This window comes from Marinobacterium profundum, assembly GCF_001528745.1.
Taxonomy (GTDB): domain Bacteria; phylum Pseudomonadota; class Gammaproteobacteria; order Pseudomonadales; family Balneatricaceae; genus Marinobacterium_A; species Marinobacterium_A profundum.
Window position 1 is genome coordinate 1 of sequence record NZ_BCNS01000166.1, and the last position, 12,318, is coordinate 12,318.

At 53.1% G+C, this 12,318-nt stretch carries 11 protein-coding genes and 5 tRNA genes; 9 read left to right on the forward strand and 7 right to left on the reverse strand.

Going from position 1 to position 12,318, the window contains the following annotated elements; all coding sequences use genetic code 11:
- Both MPRO_RS20005 and ycaO read right to left on the reverse strand, forming a co-directional pair.
- Nucleotides 1–2,056: retention module-containing protein (locus tag MPRO_RS20005; protein WP_158651892.1), on the reverse strand; the 2,056-nt coding region annotated here is incomplete at its 3' end.
- A 146-nt stretch (nucleotides 2,057–2,202) separates the two neighbouring features.
- Nucleotides 2,203–3,942 (reverse strand): 30S ribosomal protein S12 methylthiotransferase accessory factor YcaO, encoded by a 1,740-nt coding sequence (gene ycaO / locus MPRO_RS20010; RefSeq protein WP_067297305.1) that lies wholly within the window; start codon nucleotides 3,940–3,942, stop codon nucleotides 2,203–2,205.
- A 260-nt stretch (nucleotides 3,943–4,202) separates the two neighbouring features.
- Here ycaO and MPRO_RS20015 point away from each other — a divergent pair.
- The 5 genes from MPRO_RS20015 to MPRO_RS20035 all read left to right on the forward strand — a co-directional run bounded on the left by MPRO_RS20015 (nucleotide 4,203) and on the right by MPRO_RS20035 (nucleotide 4,770).
- Nucleotides 4,203–4,278: transfer RNA gene (locus MPRO_RS20015), tRNA-Asn, on the forward strand.
- Between the two features lie 22 nt (nucleotides 4,279–4,300).
- Nucleotides 4,301–4,376 (forward strand) — tRNA-Asn (locus MPRO_RS20020).
- Nucleotides 4,377–4,401: 25 nt separating this feature from the next.
- A tRNA-Pro gene (locus MPRO_RS20025) sits at nucleotides 4,402–4,478 on the forward strand.
- A gap of 114 nt (nucleotides 4,479–4,592) precedes the next feature.
- Nucleotides 4,593–4,668, forward strand: a tRNA-Asn gene (locus MPRO_RS20030).
- Nucleotides 4,669–4,693: 25 nt separating this feature from the next.
- Nucleotides 4,694–4,770, forward strand: a tRNA-Pro gene (locus MPRO_RS20035).
- Nucleotides 4,771–5,013: 243 nt separating this feature from the next.
- On the opposite strand, the gene MPRO_RS20040 is transcribed toward MPRO_RS20035, so the two are convergent.
- The 3 genes from MPRO_RS20040 to MPRO_RS20050 form a co-directional block, all read right to left on the reverse strand.
- Nucleotides 5,014–5,199: a hypothetical protein gene (locus MPRO_RS20040; RefSeq protein ID WP_067297308.1), complete on the reverse strand. Its 186-nt coding sequence runs from the start codon at nucleotides 5,197–5,199 to the stop codon at nucleotides 5,014–5,016.
- Nucleotides 5,200–5,652: 453 nt separating this feature from the next.
- A complete protein-coding gene (locus MPRO_RS20045) occupies nucleotides 5,653–6,528 on the reverse strand; it encodes a DUF3037 domain-containing protein (RefSeq protein ID WP_067297312.1) in 876 nt (291 codons plus the stop codon).
- On the reverse strand, nucleotides 6,525–7,403 hold the full coding sequence (locus MPRO_RS20050; protein ID WP_173645531.1) for a hypothetical protein: 879 nt from the start codon (nucleotides 7,401–7,403) through the stop codon (nucleotides 6,525–6,527). Before MPRO_RS20050 ends, MPRO_RS20045 begins: the two co-directional genes overlap by 4 nt.
- Nucleotides 7,404–8,213: 810 nt before the next feature.
- Here MPRO_RS20050 and MPRO_RS20060 point away from each other — a divergent pair.
- Together MPRO_RS20060 and MPRO_RS26585 are read left to right on the forward strand one after the other, a co-directional pair.
- A complete protein-coding gene (locus MPRO_RS20060; RefSeq protein WP_067297319.1) occupies nucleotides 8,214–9,383 on the forward strand; it encodes a DUF4268 domain-containing protein in 1,170 nt (389 codons plus the stop codon).
- Nucleotides 9,384–9,416: 33 nt separating this feature from the next.
- Nucleotides 9,417–10,532: a HEPN-associated N-terminal domain-containing protein gene (locus tag MPRO_RS26585; RefSeq protein WP_082709000.1), complete on the forward strand. Its 1,116-nt coding sequence runs from the start codon at nucleotides 9,417–9,419 to the stop codon at nucleotides 10,530–10,532.
- 54 nt (nucleotides 10,533–10,586) lie between these two features.
- On the opposite strand, the gene MPRO_RS26590 is transcribed toward MPRO_RS26585, so the two are convergent.
- Complete coding sequence (locus tag MPRO_RS26590) at nucleotides 10,587–11,408, reverse strand: protein NO VEIN domain-containing protein (protein WP_082709001.1); 822 nt, start codon at nucleotides 11,406–11,408, stop codon at nucleotides 10,587–10,589.
- On the opposite strand from MPRO_RS26590, the gene MPRO_RS26410 reads away from it, so the two are divergent.
- Nucleotides 11,364–11,669, forward strand: coding sequence for a hypothetical protein (locus MPRO_RS26410; protein ID WP_067297330.1), 306 nt, complete (start codon nucleotides 11,364–11,366; stop codon nucleotides 11,667–11,669). The genes MPRO_RS26590 and MPRO_RS26410 overlap by 45 nt on opposite strands.
- Here MPRO_RS26410 and MPRO_RS26720 read toward each other — a convergent pair.
- Complete coding sequence (locus MPRO_RS26720; protein WP_500778575.1) at nucleotides 11,550–11,801, reverse strand: ScoMcrA-related endonuclease; 252 nt, start codon at nucleotides 11,799–11,801, stop codon at nucleotides 11,550–11,552. The two genes, MPRO_RS26410 and MPRO_RS26720, sit on opposite strands and share 120 nt — an antisense overlap.
- A 289-nt stretch (nucleotides 11,802–12,090) precedes the next feature.
- Between MPRO_RS26720 and tnpA the strand changes: the two genes are divergently transcribed.
- Nucleotides 12,091–12,318, forward strand: a 228-nt coding sequence (tnpA, locus tag MPRO_RS25260) for an IS66-like element accessory protein TnpA (protein WP_158651893.1), incomplete at its 3' end; no start/stop codon positions are given.

The window sequence follows — 12,318 nt, forward strand, 5'->3', positions numbered from 1 at the left end:
CCAGGGTGGCGCTGCCATCCGAGGTGGCGATGGTCACCGACTGGCTCGCCTGGGCATCGCCTGTGCGGGTTACGGTGAACACCAGGTTGCCGCCCTCATCGGTCGAGACGTCATTGACGCTGAAGCTTGGCGCAGCATCGTTATCCAGGATAGTGCCGACACCGGCGCCATCGCCGATCACGGCACCGCCGGTGGCATTGCTGAGGGTCGCGTTGATGTTCTCGCTGCCTTCGAACAGCGCATCGTCGGTGGTGGCCACGGTGAAGGTCTTGCTGGTCTCGCCCTGGGCGAAGGTCAGGGTCTCACTGTTGCCGGTGTAGTCGCCGCCGGCGATGGTGGCGCTGCCATCCGAGGTGGCGATGGTCACCGACTGGCTCGCCTGGGCATCGCCTGTGCGGGTTACGGTGAACACCAGGTTGCCGCCCTCATCGGTCGAGACGTCATTGACGCTGAATACCGGAGTTTGACCACCATCCAAAATAGCGGTGTTAACAGTGCCCTGAGCAATAGCTGGCTGACCATTTACCGTAGCGCTCTGAAGCACAACACTGAAACTCTCTGGGCCCTCAACAGCACTATCAGTGAGCGTCGTAACATTGAAGCTGACCACAGTGTCGCCGATGACCATGCCGCCAGCGGGAACCGTCACCGTCAGAACTCCATCAGCACTGTTGTAGTCAACGTTCTCCAGCGCAGTGTCGACATTAAGCCCGGTACCAATAGACAGTTCGATAATCTGGCCTGACTGCAGGTCGGCGCCGCTGAGCGCAACACTGTAGTCTGCGGCAAATCCCTCATTAACCGTCGCATCACCCGAAAGCGTAAATACGGGCGTATCGTCATCAAAAATAGTAATCTGCGCCTGGCTCTGGGCGCTATTGATGGTTGCGTTGCTGGCACTAAGCAGCACTATATCCAGGACTTCATTGCCTTCGAACAACGCATCTTCAGTAATATAAACTGAAACCGGAATCTGAGTACTTCCCGCCGGAATGACCACTGTATGAACCTGGGCGCCGCCATCGCGCCAATCTTCAAGGTAAGTGGTCGATACATCACGCAATTCATAGGTAACTGTGACGTCTTGGACCGATGGTTGATCCAGTTTCAGAATGAAAGTAACCAAACGCTCCCCGCCACCGGTACCCTCTAACACGGCAACCGAATTACCATCAACAAGGACAGGAAAGTCCGTCGTTGGCGTGATCGGCGGCTCGCCGCCACCGGGAGGAGTTTCAACTTCAACCTCCACAGTGACACTAACAACTGGCTCTACCGATGCAATTAACACATCTTCACTATCCGGCGTAGTAAACCCACGAGTCAGGCCACTGGTCTGATAACCCGCCTGGGGAGTTACTTCCTGACCCGTACGGGACAGCTGAACAAAAGACGAGCCTGAGTCCCCAGGGCCACCAGCATCACCCGGCGCCTGACCGGCGGCGGTAGCCTCAGCCACCGCGGTGGGATCCTCGCCGGCCAAAATTGCGGCCTGGATGGCATCTATTTCACCGGTTTGCTGTAGTGCCTGGTCGGTGCTTTGGCTGGACGCCACGGACTGGGATGAGTCGAACTGGGCCGCATCGGCGTAAAATTCGGGGGTTATCAGTACCTGCTGACCAGACGCCAGAGAAACAGACTCACCGGACGCGTCCACCAGCTGCACATTGGCACCGCTGGCGACTCGAATCAGCTCACCTTCGAACAAAACATCGCCCACCGCCAGAATCCGCTCGCTGCCATCAGCAGCAACGGCGACAACGGTACCAGTGATCGAGGTTACTGTTGCGGCAATATTCTGACTCTGGGGCTGATCATCTGCATTGCTGGCTGTCAGGAAGCCCGCATCAACGGTCGCCTCCTGACCGGAGCCCAGCGCCAACATTTCGCCGTTAGCTGCCGCAATTTCGATCCGCCCGCCGTCGGACACTCGAATCTGATCGCCTTCGTAGAGAGTGTCACCCAACGCGAGAATACGCTCGGCGCCATTGGTTCCGACAGCTACAACAGTTCCAAAAATAAAGCTTACATTACCTGCAACGTCACCAATAGCCATGATGGTTTTCCTTAATTTTATTAAGTGCCCAGTTCAGGCGTTACCTAAACATAGGGACTAAAACCAAGGGCGGCTATTGTACCGTGGTACAGTGCAGGCCAGAACAGCAAGAAATTCGCAATAGGCCTGAGGCCTAAAATTCAAATTTAGCCCTGAAAATTACGTGCTTTTATCTTCTGTTGGCGCTGATAGATATCGAGTAAGGCTCTATGAGTGGCAAGACCTTCAAGGTTGTCCCCAATAACCGGGGCATCCACAAATATTTCCTCGCCAGCCAACATCTGACGTACCCGATCCAGCAATGGCTGACCGTAGATTTGCTGCAGCAGATAATCAAACTGCTCGGCGTGGCGTTCAGGGTCCAGGCGAAACTGCAGCAACTGATTAATACAGCGAAACAGCCTAAGACGCTCATCGGACAGCAAGCCACTGTGCATCACCCAGCCGCTCCACTCCTGTGCAAGACTCAGTTCCCCCGCACGCAACGCCAGCAAACAGCGCAGCTCACCCACACTGAGCTGCCCCCAGTAAGTATCCGGATCTGCATACAGACACAGGAGCTCGCTCACCCGCAAGTAATCATCCAGTTCAAGATTATCGAGTTGCTGCTCCAGCAGGGCGGCCTGCTCAGCACTGAGATCAGCGAGTTGCAATATTGGGCCTCGCAAGGAAACCGCCCGGTTATTGTTCTGGTGTACGAGATAATCCACCGGATAGAGATCCGCCATCCCCGGCACCACAATCTGACAGCAGCAGATACCCAGATGTTCGTGATCTGCGATATAGATGTCCATATCGACACGATGAATCAAATAGCACAGGTGTTCAAACTCAACCTGACTGTCACCTTCGATGTTCCATTGAGTAAAGGCGTAATCAGGCTTGCGCGACAGCAGATCCCAGGCGACCAGACCGCTCGAATCAATAAAGTGCGCTTCCAGGTTATCCTGCTCGGCCACCATACTGAGATCAAAGCAGGGTAAGGCAAAGCCACTCAAATCATCCAGATCCCGCCCCTGCAACACCCCCGTCAGAGTGCGTTCAAGCGCTTTCTCGAATTTGGGATGAGCGCCAAAGGCTGCGCAGCAACCTCCGTCGGCCGGATTGATCAGCGTTATATTGACCAGAGGAAATTTGCCCCCCAGTGATGCATCCTGCACCACTACCACTAAACCGGCAGCACGCAACGCATCGATAGACTCGCAAAATGCTGGATAACGTGCCAAAACCGCCTCAGGAATCTGCGGCAAGCTGATGCCGGCTGTCAGAATAGTGTTCTTTATATGGCGCTCAAATATCTCCGACAACGCCAGCGTTCGAGCTTCCCAGCGCGAAGATCCTGCAGCCATGCCATTGCTGGTATAGAGGTTATTGAGAATATTGACCGGTAGCCAGACCTGCTCACCGGTGCGCTGGCGCGTAAACGGAATGGCACAGACGCCGCGCTGCTCATTGCCGGAGTTCGTGTCCAGCAGCATTCGCGCCCGTAGCTGACCCTGCAAATCGAAGTGATCGCGAGTCGCGTCATCGAGCAAACCCTCAGGCAAGCCATTGCCAGAGAGCGCAAACCAGCGCTCATTCGGGTAATGCACAAACTCAGCTTGAGCCAGCTCCCGGCCAAAATAGTAGTCGGCAAAAAAACGATTGCAGGACAAACGCTCATAAAACTCAAGCAAGGCACTGCTCAGCGCCGCATCGCGACTGCCGCCCCGCCCACTGCTGCCCAGCAGCGAACAAGTCCGGTCACGTAACTGAACTGACCAGACATTGGGCACCGGATTAAACCAGCACACTTCCTCCAGGTCGAAACCCAGCGCCTGAAGGCTCTGGCGCATCTGGTCAATAGCTTCATTTAGTGGCGCATCGTTACCTGCTGCAGCGCTCATATCCTCTCCCTAGCCAACCACTTCTTATATTGTTTGCCGGAACCTGTGCTCTGCACACCCGAAACCGTGCATCCCTTAGCGCTACCCGGCATCGGCCTGACCGAGGCACAGCCCGCGCATAGTGCCGCCCCAACTATGCCTGATTATAACCGCATCCCTCGCTTTGAACGCAGCCCCAGCCAACGCAAAAATCTTTTTTAAACTAAGGGGTTGACGCTACAGGCCCTCGTCATTAGTATACGCGGCCTCGGTTGAGACATTCCTTGATAGCTCAGTTGGTAGAGCAGTAGACTGTTAATCTATTGGTCGCTGGTTCGAGTCCAGCTCGAGGAGCCAATCGAAAAATTGGTAGTGATGTTCCCTGATAGCTCAGTTGGTAGAGCAGTAGACTGTTAATCTATTGGTCGCTGGTTCGAGTCCAGCTCGGGGAGCCAACTACCAAAGCAAGTGCAGTACTGTCGGAGTGTAGCGCAGCTTGGTAGCGCATCTGGTTTGGGACCAGAGGGTCGTAGGTTCGAATCCTATCACTCCGACCATTAAAGCTTTCTGCAGATTTTGGTACTAGTAGTCTTCGCCCTGGTAGATACGCAGCTTACAGAGTTGCTATTAGATGCGAGATGTAATATCGAGTATTTGTCAGTTAGTGATGTTCCCTGATAGCTCAGTTGGTAGAGCAGTAGACTGTTAATCTATTGGTCGCTGGTTCGAGTCCAGCTCGGGGAGCCAACAACCAAAGCAAGTGTAGTACTGTCGGAGTGTAGCGCAGCTTGGTAGCGCATCTGGTTTGGGACCAGAGGGTCGTAGGTTCGAATCCTATCACTCCGACCATTAACCCTTCCCGCTTTTGATACCCCTAACGTTGTTACCATAACCGGTAGCCGCGATTTTTTCATGCCTGAAATACAGTACTGAAATTACCCCCTCCTCGCCCCGATATCGCCACGCACAAACCCGCGCCCCAGAAAATCCCCACACAGACAGACCCGGCCACTCAGCCTCCGACCAGCCGACACAAATCACGGCACACAGCCACAACGTGACAACAGCACTCAAGCCCACAGCAGCCCATAACTAGCCGAACGCCAGCCATACTGCAACGCCGACCATGAGCGACCCCGCCACACGGTTCATCAGGCGAATATTTGAGGTGCGCTGCAAAAAGCGACTAAGGGTCTTCCCGCCCGCGGCATACATCAGCAGACAGCAGAACTCGATCAGCAGAATAATGGACAGCAGCACCGCCAGCTGCGGCACCATCCGATACCCGGGATCGACAAAAGGCGGCAGCAGCAGGGCTTTCGCCTACACAACCACCAATTTGGCATAGGAGACCCACGCTCAGGCACTGGTGGCGCGACTGGAAACCCTCGGCCGCACGATTGATCAGCACCGGCTAAAGAACTTTACCGGAGCCATGCTGCGTCACCACACAATGAAAAATACGCAGTACATGGCCCAGTGGATAGAGGCAAAAAACAGACACAAAGCCAATTAAGCCAGATCGAACCGAGCAATTTTGTTGTGGTTCATGACGCCACCCTCTCTAGGTTTGGAGTCTCCGGTAAAGCCGGGGCGGTTCACCCCAGAACCGGCATCACGCCGACCCGCCACGTCGACGAGCCAGGAGGAGGACCGCTGGTTTGCTTTCCAATTTCAGACAGGTAGTAAAAGCCCACTCAGGGCGGGCCATCAGTCCTTACTCCATGAAACTCAGCTAGCTTGCTGCATCCACCAGTCGCTGGTCTGTGATGCAAGCTCCTGGGTAGTCGGTGCGGTTATCACCTCGATGCCAGCAGCTTTGATCCTATCCAGCTGCTTCATGGTTGCAGTATTCAGCTTGTTGAACTCGCTCCGTGACAACCCACTGTTAGTGTCTGGTACAAGAACAGATACAGCTGCCGTTTGCCTGTCTGTATTACTCCTGACCAGATTCAGGTCAGCTGACGCCTTCAACAAACTATTTTCAACCACGAGCGGATTTTTGTACCAGCCGGATACAATGGTGCTGGCCGACCGGGCGCTCATAAGCGGTATATCCAAGTCAAGCTTGCCGCCAGCATTGAGCCTCAGGACATAGCGATCGAGCTGAACGATACTACCCGCCTCTAAGGGGATGGACTCTTTGATGTGATCAACCACAGCGTGGCGGACCTTGCTCGTCGAGCGGTATCGAAATCGTTGCGACTCCCGGATGTTCTTTGGTCTTGCCAACGTCACAACATGGTCGAAGAATTCGTCAACAATCTGTTCGGATGACATGCCAGCGGCATAAAGCGGCGCGCCAATTTTGATATTGTGTCCCAAATTGTCAGGCAGGTTTCCGTGCATCTCTAAAATTGTGGACTCAATGTCATGCAGGGTGTGCGAAAGCCAATTCTTATCGACCCGGTTATCAAACAGGCACCCAAGGCGGTCGAATGAGTCGAGCATCCGCACTTCAACGTCGCGCTCATTGCTGAACACAACGCCCACATTGAAGAACTCCCGGGTGTCTTCATCGATACAGAATTGTATGCTGCGCCAATTTCCGGTTACGGGTCTCTGCGTTCCTTGCGTTCGCAGCTTTCCTCTGAGACCGCTGTTCATGCGAGAAGTCCTATCTGCTGGTTGTAGTAGTCAGCATCGAGCCTGCTTTCCAATAGGTCGATGATAGCACCGGCCTGTGTCGCATCGAAGAACTCCCCCAGAAAGCCAGCCAAATCCTGCTGGCAGTCAGCAGTGCTCACGACCTTAGCAAACGAGGCATACGCCATCGCTCGCGCACTTTTATTGGGAAGTTTGGCACTCCACCCGGGATTGAAATGATCGAGTGCTGCAAGAAGCCGATTTTGGCCGCCACCGGGAATCCGCCCAAATGACCCAGGTGACCAATTTGGAAAGACGAAGATGCGGCCGTGATCAATCAACATGGGGGCTCTCGGTGCAGCCAACAGATTCCCAAGATTGCGATCAGAATTGGCGAGCCAGTCATCAAATGCAACGATTCGATTAGTTTGGCTTATCTCAGCCAAACGCTTCACCACACGTTCGAACGCCTTGCTGACCATGTGCTCGGGCAGCGTTAAGTCAATGTGCTGAATGACATTAGGGTACTGCATGTCCTGGCTAAACCAGCACAAGTAGTCCTCCTGCAACTGTCCGTGCCCAGCCTTCGCCAGCATCCTATGCAGCTCAGACGGTATTTGCTCAACCGTTAGCAATATGATTCCTGCCTTTTCGGGCACATCAAAGCCGGACCGCTTAGCCAGTACGTACCCAATCGCCTCGGCAACTATCTCCCTGTTAGGTACTGGCTGTTGATCTGCAGGGCAAACAATGACATCGGGTAGCGGCTTAACGAAGCAACACTCCACTGACAGCCCGAGATCGATCTTCGCGCGAAATATTGGGCTGGCGCCTGTCTTCTTGGGTGGTGAAAGCTGGCCGACAAAAGCGTCGGAGGGTAGCTTGAGGATAGACACACTTACACTCCTTGTATTGTTTATTAGGCTACAGCCTGACCACCCCAATCTAAGCAGCTATTGCTGCCTGTACGCCGACTGCGCCTGCAGGCCGTCGCGGCCGGCCTGCTCGTCTGGTTAATCTTTGCACAAGATCCTTTGGTACATTCGCCGGTTCAGCATACAGCTGACTTAGCTGCTGTACGTGTCGGCTCCGCTGCACAACTACTAGAAGCTACGACTGAACTGCCGATGGATCGTGGCCACAGCTTAGCCGGCGAGCACCTGATAGGCCAGATCAACATCACTCAATTTGACGGGCTCTACCTGCGCCCTGTTATGGGACACAGCCTGCGCTGACCCGAGACCGTCAAATCATGAAGGACATCAAGTGCCTGATGCAAAACCGAGAGGGTCAGATTGACCCTCTCGACCTGCGCAGCATGGTCTATTCTTACCGGTGCTCAGGACGAACTACAGCACAGGAGACACGGATATGTCACAGCCCCTCTACTGCGAGGTGAAGCGCCTTGCTGCCCTGCTTGAAGCCGATCACCCCGCCCGGCCGATATAGACCTAGCCCAAAGGGTTGAGCACGAGCTTACCGAGTTGCGGCCGCTGCATCTCAGCCGTCGGGCGCTGGTTAAAGTGATTGAGAGCGACTACTACTGGATCCTGATCGAGAGGGCGCTTGAGCGGTCTGCGGTGACCTGACCGCCAAACCGGAATGAATCATAGAAAAATGGTGACTTGATCGCGTGAAGATCATTCAGCTATCGAAGACCTGCTATGTTGAGAGCTGGCACTGATGTCACATAAGGATTGAGAAGGATGTTTTCTACGCCATTTCTGTTTGATGAGCATGGCCAGGTCATCGCTCTAGAGCGCGTTCGACTGGATGGAGGCTTCACAGAGAACTGGTTGCAATCACGCCTCTTCGAAAATCCGAAGTCGCTACCCTTGGGAGAAATTGACCCAGGATACCAACACGTTACCTCACTCTGCACAGAGATGTCCACGTCGGTAGGCCCGATTGATATCGTCTATGTGACACCCGAAGGCCGCTTGGTGATTATTGAAACCAAATTGTGGCGCAACCCTGAAGCTCGCCGCAAAGTCGTGGGACAGATCCTGGATTATGCCAAAGAGCTGATTACCTGGTCCTACGCGGACCTGCAGCGGGAAGTGAGCCGGCGCACCGGACTTAAAGGCAACAGTCCTTACGCCTTGGTTAAGACCGAGTTTCCCGAAACCGATGAAGCTATGTTCGTTGACGGTGTTAGTGCTTCTCTGACCAAAGGGGACTTTATGCTGGTTATTGCCGGTGACGGCATTCATCACGGAGCCAAAGGTATTGTCGAATTCCTGCAAAACACCGCACATATGCGCTTTGTGTTGTCGATGATTGAAGTCGGCGTCTATCGCTTTCCAGAACTCGAGCGCTATTTCATTCAGCCAAGGGTCCTGGCGAAAACCCAAACGCTGGAGCGGGTGGTTACCACTGAGCAGCAGGAATTGGTGGAGACACAAAACCGGCCACCGGCCGATAGCACCCCAAGTCGGGAGCAATGGCAACTGGAGTATCTGGCTTTTTGGGAGAAATTTCTTAACGAGATCAGTCTAGATGACCCAGAACAACCCATTCCCAAGCCGGTGCCGGTCGGCAATATTTCATTCGCGCTGCCGCCATCAGGTGGTACTGCTTGGATCACTGTTTTCTTCTCCAAAAACACCAAGGAAACTGGATGCTTTCTACGTCTGACTAACAGCGATCAAGGCAATGAGCTTTACCAAGAGTTGCAGGGAATGCAAGACGAAATCGATCGAGAGCTTCCCTTCGAAATTGTGTGGGATTACGACCGAAAGGTGAAACGAATTATGCGCGTTTCTGGAGACTGGCCTCCATTTGACAGACCTGAAATTACAAAATATTTAGAAACAACTTTGAATGCACTGGTGAATGTGTTTCGACCTAGACTTAAACAACTATCAGGTAACTAACCGATCCCAAACCAAGCGACTTGTAGGAGCGTAATGGAAAACGTATGTACTCGCTGTGTCGGCGACACTCCATTAAAGGAATGGATTAGGCAATATCACGGCCGCCGGGGTTGTAACTTTTGTCATACAGCCGTTGCTCCGACGGCACCGGTCTCGGATCTATGCGAGCATATAGAGCAGTGCATCTGCCGCTACTGGGGCAACCCTGATGATCAGATGACATACTGCTCTGCAGAGGGGGGATGGGTTGGAGTAACATACGATACAGATGAGTTAGTCTTCGATCATTGCGAACTTACCTTGCCCCTAGACCACAGTGGTGAGTTAGAGAAAGCCATCCGCTGGTGCCTAAGCGACGATACTTGGTGTGACTACGACTGGCTTTCATTGGACGAAGACCAGGCTATGATCACGAGCTGGGATCGTTTCTGTGACATTGTAATGCATGAACGTCGCTTCTTCTTTCAAACGCACGGAGCTGACCCTGAAGATCGAGACTCCTACAGCCCAATATCTATTCTGACTTCAATTGCCAACTTCTCAGAAAGCCACGGTTTAGTGAGAGATCTTGAAGTGGGTACCAGGGTCTATCGAGCACGCCCCGACTTCAAAAAGCGTAACCCTGCAGCTTCAGAATTCGGCCCGCCGCCACGGCATAGTTGTCAAAACAACAGAATGAACCCAGCCGGAGTTCCGATGTTCTATGGCGCGCTAGATTCAAGAACTGCGGTAAAAGAGGTAGGAAGGCAGGTGTCACGCGTAGGCTACTTTCAGGTTTCTGTACCACTGTGCATTCTTGACTTAACTCGGCTACCAGGAGTTCCAAGCTACTTCTCCGAAACTGAGCGTAAGAGAACCATGGAGCTCAGTTTCATGCGCCATTTTTCACACAACATAATGCAGCCGGTTGATCGCGAAGACCGAGCGCATGTAGATTACCTTCCGTCACAAGTCGTTACAGAGTTCCTTCGCGACTTCGAATTTAGAAACGGCCCGCTGGACGGCGTCCTCTATGGGAGCGTAGCCTCTCCGGGGAAACGCAATCTAGTCCTATTCAGCGAAAACCTTACCAAGCCGGCTAGAAAAATTTATGACCCACCCATAGAGCTGCTAAATTTTTTGAAAGCCAAGACAGTCCGAATTCCCTAAAAAGAAAATAATCCAACCATGCAATAACAGTTACCTTCGCACAGAAATCTTGGTCTACTCGTTCTCCTGATCCTTGGCGACCGCGCTATAGGACGTAGCACATAGCCCGAAAACATCTTCAACTGCCCCGCAGCGCCGATAGAAGCTTGCCCGCCCTTCTTTTGCGTCGTAGTCAAACACTCGATAAATCCAATACGCGTCTCCAAAATCTCTCGAGACACCCACCTCATTTCTAGAGATAAAAAACGGCGTATGCATCGATGCGGTCGTTGTTTTCACCTCAATGTAACGCTGCCCTCCAGTCTCCGGATCAAAAGATTTAATGTCATATCCAGCCGCCGAGTTGACCTGCGCTACATGCTCGACTAATTCGGAAAGCTCCCTCTTTCCAGCCTTAAAAAGCTGGTCACGTTCAAACTGCAAGACCAGGTGCTCACCGGCAAGCCCAAGCTCTCTATTTCGCTGCTCTCGTTCAGCCCAATCCGGTGTAATCGTTGATGTGGTAGGAGCCCGCCCACCTCGCTTACGGGCAGTTGATGATACCTCGGTTAGACCTCCGGTAGGAATCTGCACTCTGCCTGTGCTGTACGTTGGCGTTAGCGCAGGTTTCAACTGTACGTTTAACCTGTCAGCGAGACCCTCAGGCAAAGGCCAGTTGAGAATCGTCCACGTAAAGTGCACCGGTTGCGAAGAGAGTGGATCCCAGTCGCGAAACGCTACAGGCCCGAGATATGTGTATGTGTCTCGTCCATTTCCACGCAGGAACAAATATACATTGTTCCGAGCGGCATCGTGAGATACCAACTTCCGCACGACAGGTGACTCGGGTATATGTCGATTTTGCGACTTCCAAACCAATACGCCATCTTCGGTCAAAGCATCCTCATAGTCGTTACCGTCACGCTGCTCAAGCGTAACGAACAGCGCGAAATCGTTGGGACATGGAACATTTGGGATGATGCCCTGTATCCCCCAGACACCAGCACCAATACTAAACTTCGTTCCCGGCGAGAATATTTAACAGACCTGCTGCCGGTCATACCGCCCGTAGAGCCTCAACCCCTCGGGCAGCCCGGGCCGAACTACTTTTGTTTTTATTTCAAACCCAAGCCGCTCCAGGACTTGAAAGCATGGTGAATTTTCCCCGCCGGTAAAGTGACTGGAGTTCAACTCAAAGCCAAGTAGTCGCGAAGCAGCGAGTCCAAAGATTGCTTTCGGGGGGGTATCTCTTGCTATTGACGACAAGGTCATAAAATGTCGACTGTTCATAAGAGTCTACTTGCCCACCAAGTAATTCAAAAGGTTCTATAGCGCTGTATATATCTTGTGCAGCCAAACCTTCCGTTAGCTTCCTGATCCCCTTTATTCGACCAGTTTCACCGACTTTTATATTAGACACCTTCCCACCTCCATGATTGCTCTTCTTCCGTTATTTCCGACAAAAATTTATCAACAATATTTCGCTGAACACCCCTTGACTGTAAGCGGCCGGTAAACCCATCTTGAGGCAGCGGTCGAGACTGCCCGATAGTGTCCACCTATTTTCAAGTGGACACTTATGATGACTTTATTAAGCGTATCGGAAGCACCCCGGAAGCGTCGTCGTTATACCCCCGAGTTCAAAGCCCGCATTATCGCAGCCTGCCAAGAGCCAAACGCCTCTGTCGCCCGGATCGCACTGGATCATGGACTTAACGCGAACCTGGTTCATAAATGGATCCGCGCAGCCCGGCAGCAACCAGCCGCGACATCGCCTGCTTTTGTATCGCTGGCGGTACCGGCTCAG